Genomic DNA, 20037 nt, shown 5'->3' on the forward strand with positions numbered 1-20037 from the left:
CGCCTCGACGCGGGTCCGGCGGCGACTTCGGCAATAGCCGACTTCAGCTCCAACATCGCCGGCCTGGTCAATGCGGCTGACTACCTGCGCAGCACGTTCCGAGCGCCCAGCATTCTCGTTCGTCGGCCGGTGAGCATTTTCAGCATCGTCTCTCCAGGGTGAGGACGGTTTTGGCGATGACGCTCTGCGGTTGGGGCTGATGCGGGATCTGCGGAAGATCTGCCAGGACTTCAGCCGTGCCATACCGCGTTCGACGGGAGCTCCGGCCTGGTCGAGTGTCCGGTTGACGGTCCGTTGGGTGAGGGTGAACTCCCCGCATCGCCCACGACACCATCATGATTCTCAACATCCTCGGGCCCTGCCCCCGAAGAGTGGACACCTGTTCATGTCGTTATGCGGCGATTGTCAGGGTAGCTGACTGTCGCTCGTAGGCGATCGGCGTTGCTGTCCGTTCGCCGAGTGCCGTCGGCGGGTGTTGTAGCGCGTGGTCCAGCGGAAGACGGCCAGGCGGCAGGCGCGGGCCCCGTCGAAGCGGCGGGCGCCACGGCGTGTCTCGCGTTTGAGGGCCGCGTTGAACGATTCGGCGAGGGCGTTGTCCGCGCTGGTGCCGACCGCGCCCATCGACTGCCGCACCCCAACTCGGCACAGACAGCGGCGAATTCGCGAGAGGTGTACTGGGCTCCGTGATCACTGTGAAAGACGGCGCCGGCCAGGCTGCCGCGGACCTGGGCGGCTGCCCGGAGCGCGTCGGTGACCAGCGAGGGCGCATGTGGTCGGCGATCGACCAGCCCACCAGGCGGCGCGAGAAGCAGTCGGTCACCGTCGCCAGATACAGGAATTCGCCGTCGCCTACCGGCAGGTAGGTGATGTCCCCGACGTACTTGGTGTTCGGCACCGCGGCGGTGAAATCGCGCCGGAACAGGTCCGGCACGGGCCTGGCGGACGACTCGGGCACGGTAGTGACCTGGCGCTTGCGCAGCCGCAGCCCGGCGATGGCGACCTTACGCATCACCCCTCCGACACGCTTGTGGTTCACGCACTCGCCGTCGCCGCGCAGCTCGGCGGTGATCCGGGGGCGGCCGTAGGTGCCGTCCCACTCGGCATGCACGGCCCTGATCCGCTCAGCGAGCCGCGCATCGGCCCGCTCCCGCGCGGCGCGGGCCACGCGGCCGGCCCGCCACTTGTAGAAGCTGGAGCGGGCGACCTCCAGCACAGCGCACAACCGCTTCACGCCCCAGGCGGGGTGGTGGTCCTCAATGAACTGGCCGCGGTTCACCAGGTCATCTCTTGTGCGAAAAACTTCGTCGCCTTGCGCAGGATGTCCCGTTCCGTGGACAGTTTCTGGTTCTCCTTGCGTACGGTCTTCAGTTCCGCGCGCAGGGCCGCGATCTCGGCCTCCAGTTCCTGCCTCGTGGCCTCGCTCACTGGTCCCGGAACAACTGCCGGGTGACTTCGCGCATCCACGCACCCAGCAGGTCCTCCGACTACGCGTGCGTCATCACCGCAGCTTCCGGAGCCGCCAACTCCGTACACGCCGCAGCGAACAGACCCGCCGAGGCGGCGAAAGCGTCCTCACACTCCGCGAGCGCGTCTTGGGCCAGCCCCCACGACGCTCACCACCCTTGCTTCCTGCCCTCGACCTTGAACAGCCCGGATGAAGGCTCGGCCAGGATCCCGCGCTCCACCAGCCGCTTCCGCTTCGAGCGCATCCCCTCGACATGGCGCGGCTCGGTGCCCAGACCCAGAGAACCTTGACGCGGCATAGCCGCTTCGCGGATATCCACGGGTAGGGCAGGGTGCGGGCGGCGTATCACTCGCACCCTGCCCACTGATCGGTTCGGCAGTCCCGTTCGCTGCCTACGGAGCGAGGACCACCTGTGCGGCGTAGGCCAGTCCGGACCCGAATCCCAGTAGCAGGGCGGGTGCACCGGAGGGGATGTCGCCGGCTTCCTTCATCCGCGACATGGCGAGAGGGATCGTGGTGCCGGAGGTGTTGCCGGAGGTGACGATATCTCGCGCGATCACTGCGTTGGGCAGACCTATGCGGGTGGCCAGCGTATCGATGATGCGCAGATTGGCCTGATGAGGTACGAAGACAGCGATGTCCTCAGGGAGGAGCCCCGCCCGCTCGATCGCGGCTGTGGCAACGGGCGCCATCTGAGTGGTGACCCAGCGGTAGACGGTCTGTCCTTCTTGTCGGAAGTAGCGGGTGTGCTCGTCGATGGTCACCGCGTCGTGAAGGTCGCCGGAACTTCCCCAGACCACGGGGCCGATGCCGACGTGATCGGCAGGGCCGACAACGGCGGCGGCGGCACCGTCACCGAGGATGACAGAGGTCTTCCTGTCGTTCATATCCAGCCACCCGGAGAAGCGTTCAGACGCGACGACCAACACGTGGCGGGCCTGCCCTGTCTGGACCGCAGCGCTGGCGACACCGAGACCATAGACGAAGCCGGAGCAGCCTGAACCGATATCGAATGCGCCGGGTGCAAGGGCGCCGAGCCGGTGGGCCAGTTCGGGTGCGGCTGCCGGGACCGGGGAGGGGAGCGTGGAGGTCACGACGAGCACCAGATCGATGTCACGTGCCTCGACTCCGCTGTCGGCCAGGGCTTTGCCGCTGGCGCGCTCGGCCATGTCGATGACCGTCTCGTCGGGGTCGGCCCAGTGTCGCTCGGTGATGCCGACGCGGGTGCGAATCCATTCATCGCTGGTGTCGACACCGCGGTCGATGAGATCGAGGTTGGTGACCGTGTTCGTCGGGCGGTAGTGGCCAACGCCCAGAATGCGCGTTCCGGGGGTGATGGGGGTCGCGTTGAGGTGGACGGTCATGGGAAGGCTGCCTCGGGTCTGTTTGTAGCGAGTCGTCTAACGGGAAATGGTGAATGATCCCGTGATACTAGACTGTTGTCGTGTTCGATATCCAGTACGCGCTTGGACCGGCCAACCGGACTGGTCGACCAGCTCGCCGACCGTGACGCTACGGCCGGATGGCTCGCCGGAGAGCTTGGCTACGACTCTCCCGATTTCGGGACGCGACCACGCGGGCTGCTTGAAGACCGACCACCGCATCGTGGTCCTGGGTGCCGGATCGGCGGCGATCGGGGTTGCCGACATGATCTCCACCGCACTCGTGGATGAAGGCCTCACCCAGCAGCAGGCGGCCGACCGCTTCTGGTTCGTCGATATCGACGGCCTGCTGGTGCGATCCCGCAGCGAACTCACGCCCGAGCAGCGCATCTACGCGCGCGACGACACGGAGGTACGGCACTGGGGCGCGGGTGCACAGGCGGCCGGTGTCGCGCGGGTGGAGGGGGCCCAGTTTCGCCAGGGCGGCAGGGATCGCGGAGAATGGGACGGCAGGCACGGGACCTCGTTGTGATCAGCCGGCGTAGACACGCTGACGATCACCGGTCTCGTGCCTGTGCTGTTGCCACGTCAACTCCTGCTGAGCACGGACGATCTACGCGATCCCGGAACCTGCAACCGCCCTGTCACAGTGACCCTTCGCCGAAGGGCTCGGCCAGCGGTGGTGGTGCGGGGTCGGCGCGAAGAGGACGCACTGGACCGAAGAGCACGGCAACCAGGATCTCCGACAGAGTCAGGCCACCGCAGTGCGGCCACGCACCCATGTCGGGCAGGGTGGCGACCGCCACACGGATCTCCTCCGAGCACTCCCCCGCCGCGGCCGGCCCACCTCCGCCCGCTCCATCGAACTGCGGGATCAGCCTGTCGTCCGGCCCCGGCGTTCTGAGGTCAGAGGGCGACGGAGGTACTGAAAACGCGCTGTGCCGGGGGCGCGGCGAGGAAGGCTCCCAGCTCGCTGGGCGCGCCTTCGGGGGTGGCCCGCCATGCGGCGTAGGCGTCGTGCGCGGCTGCGGTCTCCCATCGCTCGATCACGATGTACCGCTGCCTGTCCGCGTCGTCGATGATGACTTCGAGTCCCAGGCAGCCGGGGAAGTCGGCTGTCTGTGCCAGCAGCCGCTGAATGACAGCCGTGACGTCTCCGGCGTCTTCGCGGATCACGAGTTCAAGCAAAACTGTTGTAGACATGGTTGATCTTTCGGGTGGTATGGACAGACCCCCCCAGAACGGGGCCGGGTCAACGGATGTGCATCTGGCGGTGCCGACGGCACGGCGTGGTGGAGGAGGAGGTCCCCGCGCGTGATGCCGTTGCGCGGTGCCGTAGTTCTTCCGTGCCTCGTCTTGCAGTATGCCGATGTCGGGCGGGCCTCCGTGCGTGGAGGCGGGTCCCTGACGTCAGCCTCGGAACAGCGCGCCCGAATCGGGAACCGGGGCATAGGCGTTGAGTGAGGACAGCAACTGCCACGACGTGGCGGTCGCAGCGGTGACGACCGGCAGGTCGACGACGGCTTCGGCCGCGGGAATCGCCTCCAGGGACGGCATCTGCACGCACGCGCTCAGCACCACCGCGTCGGCCCCGCGCGTGTCAAGTCGACGCACGATGTGGGGCAGCCGTTCCGGGTCGAGACGTCCGACGGCGAGGTTGTCGTCCACTTCCAGGCTGATCGCGTCCTGGACCTCGATGCCTTCGCCCTCGATGTAGTCAACCACGAGGGCGGTGAGCGGCTTGAGGTACGGGGTCACGATCGAGACCTTGCGGGCGCCGAGTCGGTGCAGGCCGGCGATGAGAGCCCCCGCGCTCGACACCACGTCCACGGGCGAACCCACGTCCGCCGATGTGTGGGTGAGCCGCTTCTCGATGTCTCGGTGCGCCCCACGGCCTTGGGACATGATGGCGACCAGGCAGGCGTAGGCCATCACGTCCACCGAGGCGTCGGCCAGTTCGACCACCGCGCGGTCGGCGTCCGCGTTCATCGCGGCGAGCTCTTCCGCACTGACCGTCTTCATCCGCATCCGGCTGGAATGGAAGGTGAACCGGTCGCCGGTCACTGCCGAGACCCGTCGCAGTACTTCGGGGACCTCCGTCTCCATCGTCGTGTTGGAGCTCGGCACCAAGAGTCCAACGCGGTAGTCATTCATGACCATTCACCTTTCGCGAGCGACCGGGTATGGCACAACCGTTTCACCGAGTACCTCGTCGTGGAACGCCCTGCCGATACCCCCTCCTCGCGGGGCGAGGACCGCGTTCTCCCGAGGTACGGAGGAAGGTCGTCAGTGCGGCGGCTCACACATGCAGGACGGTGTGCCGCGGGGCGTAGTAGGCGCTCTCGTGCTCCGCGATCGGCACGGCGCGAGCCCAAGACCGTGTCCTATGTGGTGAGTCGAAGGAGTCGTTTGGAGCAGCGGAGGGCGGCGGCGAGGTCGAGGAAGGCCAGGTAGTTGCGGGGATGGCGTTCGTAGCGGTGGTTGAGTCGGCGGTAGCCGGTCAGCCAGGACAGGGTGCGTTCGATGACCCACCTGCGGCGTCCCAGCCGCTCGCTGGACTCGACGCCTTTGCGGGCGATGCGGACTCCGATGTGCTTCCCCCAGAGCCACTTCCGCTACGACTCGCGCTCCTGCCAAACCCCGGCTGAGCAGGAACGTCCACCGTACCGACGACAACATCAGCCGCCCCGGGCGGTGGAACCCGGCGCCCACCCGACGCGACAGCCGGGCCACCGGCCTGCCCACCATCAACTCCGGCAAGCGTGAGGGTCCGCCGACTCCGTCGGCGGACCCTCACGAAAGATCGAGATCAGAAGCGCAGATCGGGTGCCCTGCGGCCGACGAGCGCATGGGCGTCGGCGGACTCCGGCGGATAGGCGACCGACAGGGCCGAGACGGCCTCCGACCGGTACCGCGAGAATGCGGGCTGCCGCGCATGTGGTCGAGGAGCGCGACGTCCCTACGGCCGTGTCCGCGAGGCGGTGCGGCCGGCCACATGTCTACGCAGTTGTCTGAGGTACTGCCGGACTTCGCCGACGTGGACGGGTTGGGCGGCGCGGACTGTCCGGCGGGCGGGCACTGCGCGGCGCTCGCCCGCGGCGGAGCCGGGTTCGCGCTGAACCGCGGGCCGGCCGCCCGAACCAGCGGGTGTCCGCCGCCGAGGCAGCGGGCACCCGGCACCCGTGCCGAGCGGATCGGTCACTGGGACGCGGCGAGCGTGATGGCCGTGGCCACCGCGACGATGACGAACAGGACCGGGACCATGGCGGCGGAGCGGGAGGCGGTGTCACCGTAGTCGCCCCACTTCACGTGGAAACCGATGGCACCGAGGAACAGGACGGCCATCCCGACGGCGGCCGCGATGCCCAGCGGCTGCCACCAGATGCCCGCCACGAGCCCGGCCGCCGCCGCCACCTCGGCGAGGCCGATGAGACGGACCAGCGCGGAGCTGAGCCCCTTCGCGACGAGACCGTCCGGGACGTCGCCCTTGAGCTGCGCCTTCGGGGCGCCCGCCGCAAGGGAGACAAGGGCGAGGAGAACACTGAGGATGACAGCGGCGATGTACACGAGGGTCCTTGAGGAGAGAGCAGAGGAAGACGGGGATGGGTGTGCGGGGCCGCACCGGTCCGTCCGCGCGGATGCCGCGGGGACAGGGGATTCGGTGGTGCCGCCCCTGTGGATGCGCGCCGACCGTTCGTACGGCGGCGGTGACCGCCGCCAGGGCGTGCCGGATACGGGTGCGTCGGCGCGGGTGACGCGCTTGACCGCGCTCCCGGACCGATGTGTTGCGAACCCCTGGACCTGTGTCAGCCGCGGGGATCGTGGCCGTGCCGCGCGTCAGGTACCGATGGTGCGCAGGGCCGCCGCGAGCTTGCCGAGGTCGAGCCCCGCCAGATGGTCCAGGAAGTTGTGCCGGACGGAGGCCAGGTGGGTCGGCCAGGCCGTCCGCAGCCGGGTGAGGCCCTCATCGGTGAGGACGGCGTTCCAGCCGCGGGCGTCCTGAGCCGACTTGACCCGCTGGATGAGCCCCTCTTTCGCCAACCGGTCCGCCAGGCGCGACATACCGCTGCCCGACATCTCGACCGCGGAGGCCAGGTCGCCCATGCGCATCTGCTGGTCCGGAGCTTCGGAGAGGAAGGCCAGGGCCATGTATTCGATCAGGGAGAGGCTCTGCTCACGCAGCATGTCGGCGTCGACTGCGCGCGGCAGGGCGTAGATGACACGAGCGAGCGACCTCACGACGGCCTCTTCGTCCGTGGTGAGGGGCTGTGGCACGGGCACGGCGGAATCCGGCTGCCCCTCGTCGTTCGACACGAGGACATGATAGTCGGCTGTCAGGGGAACCCGCCAAGCTTGCTCGGGTGGGAGCAGAGCTCAAGTCGCCACGACGTGCTCTCACCGGCCGCGGACCGCGCCGTGGCGGTCCGTCACGGCGCATGCGGACGACGACCGGACGGGCCCTTCTGCCGGCCCGCCGCCGTGTGTCCTGTCGAGAATGGGCGACCGCCGGGCTCCCGCAGCGCCGTCCACGCTGTCGGCCGGGAGCCGCCCGGTCGCACCTGTGTGTCGTGTGCCCGCTACGGGCTCCGCGGCCGCTCGGGGGAGGCCGCGGATGTGGGGACGTTACGCGGCGCGCAGCGGGGCGAGGGCCTTGCTCCAGGCCAGCACCTGGTCCAGCGTGGTGTTCAGGGCCTCGAGCTGGAACTCGCCGGGCTTGAACACGCTGAAGTTCTCGAAGTCGTGGAACAACGACAGCGACACCTGCGAACGCACATCCGCCATCTGCAGCTCACCCGCGATCAGGCGCAGGTGCTCCACGGCGCGGGCGCCGCCCAGACCTCCGTAGCCGACGAAGGCGACGGCCTTGTTGTTCCACTCGGCGTAGAGGTAGTCGATGGCGTTCTTCAGGGCGCCGGACGTCGAGTGGTTGTACTCGGGCGTCACCATGACGAAGCCGTCGAACGAGGCGATCTTGCTCGCCCACTCCTGCGTGTGCGGCTGGGCATACTGGCCCAGCGACGGCGGAAGCGCCTCGTCCAGGTGCGGGAGCTTGTAGTCGAGGAGGTCGACCAGCTCGAACTCCGCGTCGGTGCGCTTCGAGGCGACGTCGTGCACCCAGCGGGCGACAGCCTCGCCGTTGCGTCCCGGACGGGTGCTGCCGAGGATGATTCCGATCTTGGTCACGTCAAAACCCTTCATGGATGATGGCCCCGTGCCCGTACGGGCGTGCATGCAGCCCTGACAACCGGACGGGGGATATACTTGCTTCGACAAGCAAGCTAGTAGGAAGAGATTGTTTCGTCAAATAAATGGATCGCCCTCGCGACGGGTCCGGGATGTGACCTGCCTCGCCCCACGGGGACTCCTGGCCGGCCCCTCCCGACGGACGGCCGCCGACCAGGTCCGCTGCGAGCGAAAGGTCATCACCGCAGGCCAAGACCGATCCGGTTTCACACGGTGAGGAACCGCGGGGCTCGGACGAGAGCACCACGGCGAAGCACGGAGCCGGACCGGTCGACCGACGGAAGCATTTTTCACCGCACACACACGAGGTATGTCCCGATGGCACGCAAGCCCACCCCGCCCACAGAAGCACCGCAACCGCTCACTCCCGAGGAGGAAGCAGTCGTCCGGGCTCTTCCCTCCCTCCTGTACGCCCTGCCACGCGCCATCGACGCCCAGATGTCACGGGAGCAGGGGCTGTCGAACACGGAGTATCTGACCCTGATGCGTCTGTCGGAGGCACCCGATCGACAGTTGCGCATGCACGAGCTCGCCCGCGCCATCGAGATGTCCCTCAGCGGTACGACCCGCATCGTGAACCGGTTGGAGGGCGAGGGCTACATCCAGCGGCTGCGCTGCGACAGGGACGGCCGCAGCTGGCACGCCTCGCTGACCGATGCCGGCTTCGCCCGCCTGGAAGAAGCCTGGCCCACCAATCTGGCCGCGATACGCCGGCACTTTCTCGACCACCTGACGGAGCTGGACCTCAAGCAGCTCGCGACCGCCCTGCAGAACGTCGCGACCTGAGGCGTCACCGCGGACGGCCACGGCGCGATCGCACCCGGCCAGCTTCGGACGACCGGCGGTGAGCGGCCGACGGTGAGCCGCTTACGGCCCGTCGGCTTCCGGCCGGCGGCGAACGGCGGTCGGCAGTCCGTCGGCGACGAGCGTGCGGTCCGCGGTGAGCGGCCGGCAGTCCGTCGGCGCCTGGTCGGCGACGCGCGTGCGGCCGGCAGTCCGTCGGCGGTGCGCCTCCGGCCAGTGGCCGACGGCCGGCGACCGCGCGTCCGGGGTGCGTGAGCGGCGGTCACGGCCGAAGGAATCGCCCACGTGACCCCGAGCGCACCCCTCGTCCATCACGGCCGCGACGCGGCGCAGCGTGGACCACGCCCTTCGGGTGTGACGCAAGGTACAGATCCCCGATACCCACAACCGCTCCCGAGCCGGTTATATTTGCTTCGCGTAGCAAGTAAACGCCTGTGCGCCCTACCGTGTCGTCACCTCGCGGTGCCGTGCCGAACGGATCCGAACCGATCCACTCGTGCAACCGTCACTCGTCGCACGCCGCGCGGCCGACCTCCGATTCCGCAAGACGGCGCACGACCGATTCTCGGGAAGGAAACCCATGACTCTCATCATCGCCAACGCGCGGACCGGCCTCTCCCTGCCCGGGAGGGCCGTCGACGGGACGGGCTCCGGGCGGCACCGGGGCATGCGTGCCGATGAGGACGGCTGGGCACCGGAAGGCGAATTCGCGGGACATGGGCGGCACCGCAGAGTGGACGGCACCGGATGGCTGCCGTCGGCGGACGCCCCCGGCGACACCCGCCACAACGACGCCGGCCAGACCGGCCAGGACGAGAGCGCGGGCCCGGACTGGGAGCACCGCGTCGCCGGCGACCTCGCGGCCCTCGAGGCCCTGATCCTGCGGGAGAAGGCCCTGTGGACCGACCGCGCGCAGGATCTCTGACCCGCGCGCGGCGTATCGCTCAACAACCGGACACACAGCCCTCCGCGCGCCGAAAGACTCGCTGCCCCTTCGCCGACGACACGGCGGAGTCCACCATCGACCCAGACCCAGCGAACAGGATGTACTTCGGAATCGCTGACGTCGTCCAGCGCTCCAACCCCCTGTACGCGATCTAACGGCAGCACCGAGGCTTCTCCCCCATCGCCATCAACGTCGGCTTCGACGTGTACGCGATGGACGTGCTGGTCTCGCTCCTGGTCTTCGGGAGGATCTCCGATCAGGTGGGCCGACGCCCGGTGTCCCTGACGGCCCTGCTCGCGCAGGCCCTGGCGACGGACCTGGCCGTATGCCCGCCGCCGTCGCCGACCGCGCCGGCTCCCGTAGCCGACCGCGCCGGCCGCCGGTGCCGACGGTCCGCGACGCCCGGTCTCACGACGACGAAACCGTCACCCCCTTGACTGGTTACGCAGGAAGGGGCCACGATCTCACCTGTCCAACCGGTGACGCACACGATGTGCGCCCCGTCCACGAACAGAGAAGCGAAGATGGATCTGAAACTCGAAGTTGTGGTGCTGCCCGTCTCGGACGTCGACCGGGCCAAGGCCTTCTACGAGAAGGCGGGCTTCCGTCTCGACGTCGACTACGTCGCCGACGGCAGCTACCGCGTGGTGCATCTGACACCCCCCGGATCGCAGTGCTCGATCCTCTTCGGCACCGGGGTCACCACGGCCACACCCGGTTCGGTGCAGGGCCTGCACCTCGTCGTCTCGGACATCGTGGCGGCCCACGCCGAACTCGTCGACCGCGGCATCGAGATGAGCGAGGTCTTCCATGACACGAGTGGGGTCTTCCACCGCGGCACCGAGGAGGGACGCGTCAGCGGCCCCGCGCCGAAGCGCGCCAGCTACGGTTCCTTCGCCACGTTCAGCGACCCGGACGGCAACGGGTGGGCGCTCCAGGAAGTGACGACCCGGCTTCCCGGCCGGTGACAACCGCCCCGCACCCGCACCCCCTCAAGACACCGCCCCGGCCGGCTCGCTTCCGGCGGAGCCGCACCCTCCCCTGAGCGACAGGAGCAGTGACGGACGAGGCCTTCCGCGCCTACGACGTGATCGTCATCGGCGCGGGCCCGGTGGGTGAGAACGTGGCCGACCGGGCCAGTGCCGCCGGGCTCACCACCGTGATCGTGGAGCGCGAACTGCTCGGTGGCGAGTGCTCGTTCTGGGCCTGCGAACCCAGCAAGGCTTGCTGCGGCCCGTGGTGGCCCGCGCCGACGCGCCGCGTACCGGGACTGGGTGACGCGGTGAGAGGACCGCCGGACGTGGACGCCGTCCTCGCGCACCGCGACAGGAGGGCCGCCCACTGCAAGGACGAGGACCAGGTCGACTGGCTCGACCCGGTCTCCGTCGACCTGATACGCGGTCACGGCCGCCTCACCGGCCCCCGGGTATCGGTGAGGACCCCTGACGGAGACACCGCACGGCTGACCGCGCGCCACGCCGTCGCGCTCTGTACCGGTACCGGCACCGCCCTGCCCGACATCCCCGGCCTCGACGCCGCGGCCCCGTGGACCAACCGTGAGGCGACCAGCGCCGGCCGTGTGCCCTGCCGCCTGGTCGTGGTGGGCGCGGGTGTGGTCGCCGTCGAACTGGCCACCGCCTGGCAGGCGCTCGGCTCCCAGGTGACCCTCCTCGTACGCGGCGACGGCCTGCTGACGAGGAGGGAACCCTTCGCCGGCGAACTGGTGGCGGACGGACTCCGCGAGGCCGGCGCCGACATCCAACTGGGAACCGAGGTCGTCTCCGTGGAGCGCCGCCCGGGCGGATCGGGCGAGGAGGTACGCGTCACCCTGACCGACGGTGAGGAACTGAACACGGACGAGATTCCGTTCGCCACCGGCCGCGCACCGCGGACGTCGGCCCGGAGACCGTCGGCCTCACCCCCGGGGACTGGCTGACCATGGACGACACCTGCCGGGTGACCGCCGTCACCGACGGGTGGCTCTACGCCGTCGGCGACGTCAATCGCCGGGCGCTGATGACCCACCAGGGCAAGTACCAGGCCCGGATCGCGGTCGCGGCCATCGCCGCCCGCGCCGCGGGAACGCCGCTCGACGACGGCCGCTGAGGCGCCCACGCCGCGACGGCCGACCACACCGCCGTGCCACAGGTGGTCTTCACCACGCCCGAGGTGGCCTCCGTCGGCCTCACCGCGCACGAGGCGATCGGCCGCTCCACGGTGCGCCAATCCGGGCGGCCGCCCCCGCTACCCGTTCTTGTCGCTCCGTCAAGGGGGCCTCCGGTCTTCGGGTCCGGCATGACTTCCCCCTTCCGTTGATCATCCAGGGGTGCCGCCACCAGCTCCGGAGGCATCGACGGACCGCTGACGAGAGAGTCTTGAGCACCGGCTTTGCCCAAGGCCGCAAGAGGCCTCCGTGACGTGGATGCGGCGCCTCGGCGCCCGGGCAAGGCCGGACGAAAGCGTGACGGAGGAGCCTGCCGTCATCGACATAGGCGACATCGACGTCTTCCTCGGCGCGGACGTCGGCAAGGGCGGCCACCAGGCCACCGCCGTCACCTCGGCCGGGAAAGAGACCTTCGACAAGCACCTGCCCAACACCGGACCCAGCTCCACGAGTTGTTTGCGAAACTCCGGACCGAACACGGGACCACGCTGGTCGTGGCCGATCAGCCGGACTCGATCGGGGCCCTGCCGCCGGCGGTCGCCAGGGACATCGGCTGCCCGGTCGCCGGCCTATTGGCCAGCCTGGACAATTCCGGCGTAGACGCGCAGGTCAGAGTGCCTGGTCGGCACCTTCCACCGGCGGAAAGCGTCCATGACACCGGACGGCCAGCCGGCCTCGTCCTGGTCGGCGACGAAGCGCACGCCACGCCGCTGCACGTCGCTCAGGTCGCCGAAGGACTGAGGCGGTCCGAAGGGATCGTCCGGGAAAACCAGCCTGAACAGCGTCTCCGCCGTGTAGTACCTGTCGTCGAACGCCTCGACGCGCCTGCAGTCAGCCAGGCCGACCAGCATGGCATCGACCGCCCGGAGCGTCGTGGCTTCGGATCACCACGCCCGCCGCCCCTGCCGTCAACGACGCCGCCGCCGGCTGGGATCCGGGGCCGCCGTGCCGCGAAGTCGAGCGGCACGGCGGGCACTCCCTCAGCGCAGGACGACCGCGCTGACCCGGTTGGTGTTGGCGTCCTCGATGCAGCCACGCAGACGCATCACGTCGTGCGGGGTCAGCGCGGGACGGATGACCCCGACGTAGACGCCGTCGCGCACCCGGGTGAGGTCGGCGTCGTTGTTGTGGGCGGCCGTGGAGCGACGGCACGTCGCCCAGAGGTTGTCGGCGGCGAGCGCGATGTCGCCGTCCCGGGTCTGCACCGTGAACACCATGGTGGTGCCCTCCGCGCTGGACGCGGGCTCGGGCCGGGTCTGGGTCGCGTCCGCCAGGGCGGACCAGAGCAGGGGGACGATCAGCAGGCCGACCACCGTCACCACCGCGTTGAGCGCTCTGCGCCCCGGCCGTGCGGACGGCAGCGCCGGGCGATCGTCCCAGGCCGGCGTGCCGCCGGTCGGCGGCGCGGTCAGGCCCGTCAGCCGTCCGGCGAGACGGCGCTCCGCTCCTCGTCCGACGCTCGCGCCCGCGATCTTCTGGATGACCGTCGCCAGGCCGGAGAGGACCGCGCCGGCCACCATCAGCACCGGGACGAAGACGAAGGTGCGCTGGGTGTCCCCCAGACCGTTCAGGTCGGCCGGGGCCAGCCAGGCGAAGCGGTCGCGCCGCGCGCCCCGGGTCTGGTCCAGTCGGCCGCGCACGTCCTCGATGCGGCTCTCGGACCGCTCCAGCCGGGTCTCCAGCCCGGAGACCCGGGCGATCAGCAGGACCGTGGCGAGGAAGACCTCGATGATGAGGAAGAGCATCGCGCAGATCAGCGCCCGCTGCCATTCCCATCGGGTCAGGTAGAGGACCGTGTAGTAGCCGGCGTAGGCGCCGGAGAGGCCGCCGAAGGTGTATCCGACCAGTTTCAGTGTCTTCACGCCGCCGGCTCCTGTCCCGCCGTCACGGAGGCGATCCGGGGCACGTCGCGTCCGGTCACCGCTCCCGTCCCGCCGTCGACGGTCAGCGGTGTGCCGGCCGGGAAGCGCACGGTCGCGCCGATCACACCGACGGCCGTGGGCACGTGGTACTCACGGGCCAGGACGGCGAGGTGCGACAACGGGCTGCCCGTCTCCGCCACGAGCCCGGCGAGGTCCGGCAGCAGAGGTGCCAGAGCGGGGTCCAGGGAGGCGACGATCAGGACCGGACGCTCGGGGCGCTGGCCCTGCCCGTCCCAGGCCGTGCCGGCGCCGAAGCCGCCGCCCGCCCCCTGTCCCTGGTCCGGCGCCGACGACGCCCCGGTGGGCGCGGCCACGGGCACGCCGTCGGCCAGACGAAACGCGACGGGGAGCGTACCGGCGTCCGGGCGGGACACTCTGTCGGCGAGGTCGGCAGGCAGTCCCCCACCCTGTGCCGCGTGCACCACCTCGTCCCAGCGCAGCAGTGCCAGCCGGGACACGGGGAGCGTCCCGTGCCCGCCAGCCAGCCGGTCGGCCAGCTGCGCCAGCATCCGTACCTGCATCTCCTGCACCCATCGGATGCGCAGCCGCAGCCCTTCACGCGCGGGCAGGACACCCACCCCGCGCGGCAGCGCGGTGACCGGGTCCGTCGCCGGCAGTGGCGGGCGGGCGGCCAGTGCGGGGGGCAGCAGCGTCAGCACGACCGGGTGGCGTGCGATGAGCTGCTCGTCGGTGAGCTTGCGGCTACGGCCCTCGGCCAGTTCGGCCAGCGCCTCGCCCGCGGCGGTGGCGCCGTGGTCCGCGCGCAGGAGCGCGCCGGCCAGGGCCTCCTGGGCGTGCAGGGCGGACAGCGTCTGCCGTCCCCAGGCGACCGCGTCCACCAGCCGGCCGCTGAGCATCTCGGCGGGCGGCGGGAACTCGGCCAGGGCACGGTCCACGTCGGCCATGAGGTCGAGCGCCAGCAGCGGGAGCGCGGAGCGCAGCCGGCCCACTCGCCAGGCCGCCGCCGCACGCCGTGCTCCGGGTGCGGGATTGACGCGGTCGAGGAGGGGATGGGCGGGGGGTACGACTCCGAGCAGCCGCAGGTCGGCGACGGCCCTTCCTCGTACGGTGCGCACCACGGGCAGGCCGCGCAGTCGGCGCCGTGGCGCGGCTCCGGCGATGTCGAGCGCCAGTGTGAGCCCCTGGGACATGGGAGTCAGCCAGAGGTCTTCCTCCAGGGGCTGGAGCACTCCGGGAAGTGTCTCGGCGACGGGCCCGGGTCCGAGCAGGCGGGCGCCGCGCGGCGGACGCCGGGTCATCGCGGTGATGGGACGTGCCTGGAACAGCCACAGGCGCCCCTCACCGTCGAAGCCGAACTCCATGTCCTGCGGGCTGCCGAAGAGACGCTGGGTCTTCCTGGCGAGGCTCACCAGCCGGACCAACTGCCCTCGGGAGAGCGGGCCGTCGTGCGCGGCCGAGTCGCCGCCCACCACGCGGGCGTACCGGGTGAGCTGGTAGCGCGTACCTTGGGTGCCGCCCCCGACGAGCTGGTCGGGGCCGCCGCGCACCGCGCTGACCAGGATGCGGTCGGTACGGCCCTCGACGGGGTCGGCTCCGAACATCACACCGCCGACGGCCGAGGTGAGCATCGGCTGCACCAGCACCGCCATGTCGTCGCCGGTCGGAGGCTGTTCCGCGGTCGGGCGCAGCGGCCTGATCCGCCGGGCGGAGGCGAGGACGGTCCTTACCGCCGAGACGAAGTCCTCCCAGCCCCGCACGTCCAGTACGGAGTCGAAGTGCCCGGCCATCGAGGACTCCGCGGAGTCCTCGTGGCGGGAGGAGGAGCGCACGACGAGCGGCAGTCGCGTGTCCCGCTCCTCGGCCAGCGTCCGCCAGGCGGCGCGCAGCGCCTCGTGACCTGTGCGCGGTGGCTCCGGGCCGATGGTGGCTCCGGACACCCGCGAGGCGGGCACCAGGACGAATCCCGGCAGGACGGGCAGTCCGGCCATGGCGGCGCGGGCCAGGTGGGCGGCCTTGGCGCCGATGATGGACGGATCGTGGGCCAGTGGGTTGTCCAGTGGCACCACGGCCCAGTCCGCAGCCTCGAATCGCATGGCTCATTTCTCCTGTGCGTGGGTGAAGTCGTGGAGGGCTCTGCGCACCGAGGGCCTGCTGGGCCCGCCCGACGCGACGACCGCGGAGCTGGCGGGCGGTCGGTGGCGTCGGCGGCGCGCGCGGATCTTCACGACGATGAGGGCCGGCACGGTGACCGCGGAGAGGGCCAGGGCGCCGACCAGGCCGGCCGAGTGCAGGAATTCGATCGCCGCGGCACCGGCGAAGCAGCCGAGGGCCACCGTGCCGCAGCCCCAGACCAGTGACGCCGCGGCGCTCCAGCGCAGGAAGCGGCGGTACGGCATGCCCGACGCGCCAGCGGCGTAGGGCACGAAGGTCCTCGCGAAGCCGATGAACTTGCTCGTGAAGACCGCGGCCGCACCGTGGTGGGTGAGGAAGGCACGGGCGCGTCCTGTCCCATGGCCGGTGAGGGCGTTCGACGAGCGCCGACGTCCCTGATCGGTGGTCGCGTGCGACGAACGCCGGCGTGCTTGGCCGGTGGTGGCGTTCGACCCGCGCCAACGTCTTTGGCGGGTACCGGCGTTGTACGTCCGTCGGCGTTCGCGGTGGCCTCGCGCGCACCGGCGGCCCAGTGCGTAGCCGAGGCTGTCGCCGGTGACGGCACCCGTCACCACAACAGCCGCGAGGAGGAAGGCGTTAAGTTCGCCCCGGCCCGCGATCGCGGAGGCGAGGAGAACGACCGCCTCACCGGGCACCAGGAGCCCGATGAAGGCGCTCGTCTCAGCGGCCGTCAGGAGGAACATCACGGCGTACGACCACCAACCGGCCGCCTCGATCACACCGTTGAGGTGCATGGCGGTCAGCCCGCCCGTCCCCACCGCACGGTGTCGGGGGTGTGGGCGTGAGCCGGTGCCCCGGCCGCCCGGCCCCGGGGCGGGGACTGGCCGTCGTGTCGCAGCTCGGCGCGCGGCCTCAGCGGCGCGACACGTCCTTCCGGCTCCCAGGCGTCGGCGGGGCCCGGGCCGCGGACGTCCTTGCGCGGCAGGCGCCCTGCGGCGAACCAGGTCAGAAGCGGTACGACCGCGCCCAGTACACCGGCGGAGGCCGGGTGAGGGGAGGTCAGGACGGACGTCGCCACGCCGCACACCGCGGTCACCGCGAGGGCGATGCGTGCGCGGACCGAGGCGATGGCGGTGATCACGGCCGAAGCCAGCAGCAGGTACCAGCCGGTGAGCGCACCGGGCATCGTCAGGTACTCCCGGAAGAGCGAACTCTCGTGCGCCGGGAGGTGCTCGAGGGGAACCGACCAGGTATAGGCCAGGCCGATCGCGCTGGACAGCAGCAGCGCGACGGCTGCACGGGTGTAGACGGCCAGCCGTTGGTGCGCCAGCCAGAGCAGGATCAGCGCCGTCAGGGGCCAGGGGGCCAGCGCGTAGACGGAGGCCATCACCCGCGTCGTGTCCGTCCAGGCGAGGTCGGGATAGGGGTCGGCACCGGAGGAGAGACCGAGCAGGGCGGCGTGCAGCATCGCGATCGCCGCAGCGCCCGTCGCCACGTGCCGCAAGGTCGTGCGGACGATCGCTTGTTGTGCTTGTCGCGCTTGTCGGGTGTCGCGGGGACGGCTTCCGGCCGGCCTGCCGGCCGCCAGGGCGGCGGCGTGCGGCATCTGCGTGGGATGGGTCACGACTGGTCACCTCGCTTAGTTGATGAATAGGCACGTTTTGTGGTGGGTCCGTCGGGCGTGCGGCCGACCGGCCTCGCGGTACGGGTGGCGACCCCGTGGACGCGAGGCGCCGCGGTTCCGGCGCCGGGCGGCCGAGCAGCGCACCGACCCGCACCCCGACCGGGGGCGGGGCCGCGCTCCCGACTCGACGGCGGGCACGTCCGCACCACCGGGCGCCTCGCCTCGCTGATTGACACGTCAAGCATGCAGGGCAGATACTTGTTTCGTCAATCAATAACTTCGAGCGGCCGACGCCAGCGCGATCACCGGTGGAGGAGAGCATGACGCCCCAGACCTTCGAGATAGGCCTCAACTCTTTCGGGGAGGTCGCCACGGACCACGGCCGGACACTCAGCGACGCCGAGACCGTCCGCCTCCTCGTCGAGGAGGCGGCACTCGCCGAGTCCTCGGGGCTGGACGTCTTCAGCGTCGGCGAGCACTACCGGGCGGGCCACGTCGACAGCGCCGCTCCCGTGCTGCTCTCCGCGATCGCCACCGCCACGGAACGCATCCGCCTCGGAACGTCGGTGACCGTACTGAGCACCAACGATCCCGTACGGCTGTACCACGACTTCTCGACCCTGGACGCCGTGTCGAACGGCCGGGCCCAGCTCGTCCTCGGACGGGCGTCGGCCACGGAGTCCTTCCCCCTGTTCGGCTACGACCTCGCCGACTACGAGGAGTTGTTCGAGGAGAAGCTCGAACTCTTCATGCGTCTGCAGCGGGAGGAGACGGTGACGTGGTCCGGCGCGCTGCGGACACCGCTCGTCGAACAGCGACTGCGCCCCCGGATGCCCTCAGGAGGTATCCCCACCTGGATCGGCGTGGGCGGCAGCCCTCACTCCGTGGTCCGCGCCGCCGGCTACGGCCTGCCCCTGATGATGGCCATCATCGGCGGACGCCCGCAACGGTTCGAGGGCCACGTCAAGCTCTACCAGCAGGCACTGCAACAGGCCGGGCACGAGCCGCTGCCGATCGGCCAGCACTCCCTGGGGCTCGTCGCCGACACCGACGAGGAAGCGGTCGAGACCTGGTGGCAGTACTGGCAGCCGGTCGTGGCCCACGTTGCCGAGGAGCGCGGGTTCTACAAGCCCACCCGCGAACGGTACGAGGCGGAGATCGAGCAGGGAGCACTCTTCGTCGGCTCCCCGGAGACCGTCGCCCACAAGATCGCCCAGACCGCGCGCGACCTGCACCTGAACCGCTTCGACCTCAAGTACGACATCATGCACCTGCCCCGTCAGGCCCGCGCCCGCACGATCGAACTGCTGGGCCGCGAAGTCGCCCCCCGGGTCAGGGAACTGCTCACCAAGGAGTCCACCCGTGGATGACCTCGCTTTCGGCCTGGACACATTCGGGGACCTGCCCTTGGACGACTCAGGCGTCCCGGTCTCCCACGGCAGGGCGATCCGGCAGGTCGTCGCCGAGGCCGTCCTCGCGGACGACATCGGCGTCGACGTCATCGCGCTCGGCGAACACCACCGCCCCGAGTACTCGATCTCGTCCCCCGAGACCGTGCTCGCCGGCATCGCCACCGCCACAAAGCGCATCCACCTGTCCTCCGGCGTGACAGTGCTCAGTTCCGACGATCCCGTCCGGGTGTTCCAGCGCTTCGCGACGGTCGACGCCCTCTCCGACGGCCGGGCCGAGATCATCCTCGGCCGCGGCTCCTTCACCGAGTCGTTCCCCCTGTTCGGCTACGACCTCAACGACTACGACGCGTTGTTCGAGGAGAAGCTGGAGCTGTTCGCGAAGCTGCTGGAGGAGAAGCCCGTCACGTGGTCAGGCACCCTGCGCGCGCCCCTGGAGAACGCCGAGGTCTTCCCGACCACCGAGTCGGGGCACCTGACCACCTGGGTCGGCGTCGGAGGTTCACCCCAGTCGGTCATCCGCACCGCCCGCCACGGGCTGCCGCTCATGCTCGCCGTCATCGGCGGCTCCCCCGAACGCTTCCTGCCGTACACGGACCTCTACCGGCGCGCCGCGGCCCAGTTCGGCACCACGGAGCATCCGGTGGGCATGCACTCCCCCGGATTCATCGCCGGCACCGACGAAGAGGCCCGGGAACTGTTCTGGCCGGGCTACCGGCTCATGCGTGACCGTATCGGTGCGCTGCGGGGCTGGCCGCCGGTGCGCCGGGAGGAGTTCGAGGCCGAGATCGAGCACGGCTCCATGTACATCGGGTCGCCGGAGACGGTCGCCCGCAGGATCGCCGCAGCGGTACGCGGACTCCGCGTCGGCAGATTCGACCTCATATACACCGCGGGCTCACAGCCGGTCAGCGCCCGTCTTCACGCGGTCGAGCTCTACGGCACGAAGGTCATCCCCATGGTCCGCGACATCCTCGCCGGTTGATGCCATGGAAGGAAAGGCA

General features: G+C 70.4%; 20 protein-coding genes and 4 pseudogenes. 9 read left to right on the plus strand and 15 right to left on the minus strand.

What is annotated here, in order from left to right:
• Window positions 1-139: 139 nt before the first annotated feature.
• From QRN89_RS00360 to QRN89_RS00375, 4 genes and pseudogenes are all read right to left on the minus strand, one after another.
• A pseudogene (locus QRN89_RS00360) lies at window positions 140-315 on the minus strand (IS5/IS1182 family transposase); the annotation flags it as partial.
• 76 nt (window positions 316-391) lie between these two features.
• A pseudogene (locus QRN89_RS00365) lies at window positions 392-1461 on the minus strand (IS3 family transposase); the annotation flags it as partial.
• Window positions 1462-1613: 152 nt separating this feature from the next.
• The gene (locus QRN89_RS00370; protein ID WP_290347325.1) at window positions 1614-1763 is read right to left on the minus strand and encodes a hypothetical protein; all 150 of its coding nucleotides are present in this window, start codon (window positions 1761-1763) and stop codon (window positions 1614-1616) included.
• 94 nt (window positions 1764-1857) lie between these two features.
• Complete coding sequence (locus tag QRN89_RS00375; protein ID WP_290347326.1) at window positions 1858-2829, minus strand: beta-ketoacyl-ACP synthase III; 972 nt, start codon at window positions 2827-2829, stop codon at window positions 1858-1860.
• Between the two features lie 220 nt (window positions 2830-3049).
• Between QRN89_RS00375 and QRN89_RS00380 the strand changes: the two genes are divergently transcribed.
• Complete coding sequence (locus QRN89_RS00380) at window positions 3050-3379, plus strand: malic enzyme-like NAD(P)-binding protein (protein ID WP_390702239.1); 330 nt, start codon at window positions 3050-3052, stop codon at window positions 3377-3379.
• A gap of 374 nt (window positions 3380-3753) precedes the next feature.
• On the opposite strand, the gene QRN89_RS00385 is transcribed toward QRN89_RS00380, so the two are convergent.
• From QRN89_RS00385 to QRN89_RS00410, 6 genes and pseudogenes are all read right to left on the minus strand, one after another.
• The gene (locus tag QRN89_RS00385) at window positions 3754-4050 is read right to left on the minus strand and encodes a putative quinol monooxygenase (protein WP_290347327.1); all 297 of its coding nucleotides are present in this window, start codon (window positions 4048-4050) and stop codon (window positions 3754-3756) included.
• 207 nt (window positions 4051-4257) lie between these two features.
• Complete coding sequence (locus tag QRN89_RS00390) at window positions 4258-5001, minus strand: maleate cis-trans isomerase family protein (RefSeq protein WP_093662210.1); 744 nt, start codon at window positions 4999-5001, stop codon at window positions 4258-4260.
• 230 nt (window positions 5002-5231) lie between these two features.
• Window positions 5232-5429 (minus strand): annotated as a pseudogene (locus tag QRN89_RS00395) (transposase); the annotation flags it as partial.
• 616 nt (window positions 5430-6045) lie between these two features.
• Window positions 6046-6414, minus strand: coding sequence for a DoxX family protein (locus QRN89_RS00400; protein WP_290347328.1), 369 nt, complete (start codon window positions 6412-6414; stop codon window positions 6046-6048).
• Window positions 6415-6684: 270 nt separating this feature from the next.
• Window positions 6685-7161: a MarR family winged helix-turn-helix transcriptional regulator gene (locus QRN89_RS00405; protein ID WP_290347329.1), complete on the minus strand. Its 477-nt coding sequence runs from the start codon at window positions 7159-7161 to the stop codon at window positions 6685-6687.
• 309 nt (window positions 7162-7470) lie between these two features.
• Entirely contained in the window at window positions 7471-8031 is a 561-nt protein-coding gene (locus tag QRN89_RS00410) for an NADPH-dependent FMN reductase (protein ID WP_290347330.1), read from the minus strand.
• A 378-nt stretch (window positions 8032-8409) separates the two neighbouring features.
• Here QRN89_RS00410 and QRN89_RS00415 point away from each other — a divergent pair, with 378 nt between their 5' ends.
• The 6 genes and pseudogenes from QRN89_RS00415 to QRN89_RS00435 form a co-directional block, all read left to right on the plus strand.
• Window positions 8410-8877, plus strand: a complete 468-nt coding sequence (locus tag QRN89_RS00415) for a MarR family winged helix-turn-helix transcriptional regulator (RefSeq protein ID WP_290347331.1) — start codon at window positions 8410-8412, stop codon at window positions 8875-8877.
• A 598-nt stretch (window positions 8878-9475) separates the two neighbouring features.
• Window positions 9476-9820, plus strand: a complete 345-nt coding sequence (locus tag QRN89_RS00420) for a hypothetical protein (protein WP_290347332.1) — start codon at window positions 9476-9478, stop codon at window positions 9818-9820.
• 545 nt (window positions 9821-10365) lie between these two features.
• Window positions 10366-10809, plus strand: coding sequence for a VOC family protein (locus QRN89_RS00425; protein WP_290347333.1), 444 nt, complete (start codon window positions 10366-10368; stop codon window positions 10807-10809).
• An 89-nt stretch (window positions 10810-10898) separates the two neighbouring features.
• Window positions 10899-11777 (plus strand): FAD-dependent oxidoreductase, encoded by an 879-nt coding sequence (locus tag QRN89_RS00430; RefSeq protein WP_435833231.1) that lies wholly within the window; start codon window positions 10899-10901, stop codon window positions 11775-11777.
• 2 nt (window positions 11778-11779) lie between these two features.
• Window positions 11780-11947 carry a hypothetical protein gene (locus QRN89_RS35755; protein ID WP_390702237.1) on the plus strand — a complete coding sequence of 56 codons (168 nt, stop codon included), beginning with the start codon at window positions 11780-11782 and terminating at the stop codon, window positions 11945-11947.
• A gap of 316 nt (window positions 11948-12263) precedes the next feature.
• Window positions 12264-12550: pseudogene (locus QRN89_RS00435) on the plus strand (IS110 family transposase); the annotation flags it as partial.
• Between the two features lie 24 nt (window positions 12551-12574).
• Here QRN89_RS00435 and QRN89_RS00440 read toward each other — a convergent pair.
• The 5 genes from QRN89_RS00440 to QRN89_RS00460 form a co-directional block, all read right to left on the minus strand.
• Window positions 12575-12856, minus strand: a complete 282-nt coding sequence (locus tag QRN89_RS00440) for a hypothetical protein (RefSeq protein ID WP_290347334.1) — start codon at window positions 12854-12856, stop codon at window positions 12575-12577.
• A 129-nt stretch (window positions 12857-12985) separates the two neighbouring features.
• Window positions 12986-13867 (minus strand): hypothetical protein, encoded by an 882-nt coding sequence (locus QRN89_RS00445; RefSeq protein WP_290347335.1) that lies wholly within the window; start codon window positions 13865-13867, stop codon window positions 12986-12988.
• A complete protein-coding gene (locus QRN89_RS00450) occupies window positions 13864-15981 on the minus strand; it encodes a PEP/pyruvate-binding domain-containing protein (protein ID WP_356948596.1) in 2118 nt (705 codons plus the stop codon). Before QRN89_RS00450 ends, QRN89_RS00445 begins: the two co-directional genes overlap by 4 nt.
• 3 nt (window positions 15982-15984) lie before the next feature.
• Window positions 15985-16794 (minus strand): DedA family protein, encoded by an 810-nt coding sequence (locus tag QRN89_RS00455; RefSeq protein ID WP_290347336.1) that lies wholly within the window; start codon window positions 16792-16794, stop codon window positions 15985-15987.
• A gap of 5 nt (window positions 16795-16799) precedes the next feature.
• Window positions 16800-17495, minus strand: a complete 696-nt coding sequence (locus QRN89_RS00460) for a hypothetical protein (RefSeq protein ID WP_290347337.1) — start codon at window positions 17493-17495, stop codon at window positions 16800-16802.
• 449 nt (window positions 17496-17944) lie between these two features.
• Here QRN89_RS00460 and QRN89_RS00465 point away from each other — a divergent pair, with 449 nt between their 5' ends.
• Together QRN89_RS00465 and QRN89_RS00470 are read left to right on the plus strand one after the other, a co-directional pair.
• Entirely contained in the window at window positions 17945-18994 is a 1050-nt protein-coding gene (locus QRN89_RS00465; protein WP_290347338.1) for an LLM class flavin-dependent oxidoreductase, read from the plus strand.
• A complete protein-coding gene (locus QRN89_RS00470) occupies window positions 18987-20018 on the plus strand; it encodes an LLM class flavin-dependent oxidoreductase (protein ID WP_290347340.1) in 1032 nt (343 codons plus the stop codon). Before QRN89_RS00465 ends, QRN89_RS00470 begins: the two co-directional genes overlap by 8 nt.
• The last annotated feature ends 19 nt before the right edge of the window (window positions 20019-20037 follow it).

It is taken from the genome of Streptomyces sp. HUAS CB01, assembly GCF_030406905.1.
Classification (GTDB): domain Bacteria; phylum Actinomycetota; class Actinomycetes; order Streptomycetales; family Streptomycetaceae; genus Streptomyces; species Streptomyces chengbuensis.

Coding starts and splice junctions, on each gene's coding strand:
- QRN89_RS00370 (WP_290347325.1), bottom strand. CDS start 1,763: ATGCCGCGTCAAGGTTCTCTGGGTCTGGGCACCGAGCCGCGCCATGTC.
- QRN89_RS00375 (WP_290347326.1), bottom strand. CDS start 2,829: ATGACCGTCCACCTCAACGCGACCCCCATCACCCCCGGAACGCGCATT.
- QRN89_RS00385 (WP_290347327.1), bottom strand. CDS start 4,050: ATGTCTACAACAGTTTTGCTTGAACTCGTGATCCGCGAAGACGCCGGA.
- QRN89_RS00390 (WP_093662210.1), bottom strand. CDS start 5,001: ATGAATGACTACCGCGTTGGACTCTTGGTGCCGAGCTCCAACACGACG.
- QRN89_RS00415 (WP_290347331.1), top strand. CDS start 8,410: ATGGCACGCAAGCCCACCCCGCCCACAGAAGCACCGCAACCGCTCACT.
- QRN89_RS00420 (WP_290347332.1), top strand. CDS start 9,476: ATGACTCTCATCATCGCCAACGCGCGGACCGGCCTCTCCCTGCCCGGG.
- QRN89_RS00425 (WP_290347333.1), top strand. CDS start 10,366: ATGGATCTGAAACTCGAAGTTGTGGTGCTGCCCGTCTCGGACGTCGAC.
- QRN89_RS35755 (WP_390702237.1), top strand. CDS start 11,780: ATGGACGACACCTGCCGGGTGACCGCCGTCACCGACGGGTGGCTCTAC.
- QRN89_RS00440 (WP_290347334.1), bottom strand. CDS start 12,856: ATGCTGGTCGGCCTGGCTGACTGCAGGCGCGTCGAGGCGTTCGACGAC.
- QRN89_RS00450 (WP_356948596.1), bottom strand. CDS start 15,981: ATGCGATTCGAGGCTGCGGACTGGGCCGTGGTGCCACTGGACAACCCA.
- QRN89_RS00455 (WP_290347336.1), bottom strand. CDS start 16,794: ATGCACCTCAACGGTGTGATCGAGGCGGCCGGTTGGTGGTCGTACGCC.
- QRN89_RS00465 (WP_290347338.1), top strand. CDS start 17,945: ATGACGCCCCAGACCTTCGAGATAGGCCTCAACTCTTTCGGGGAGGTC.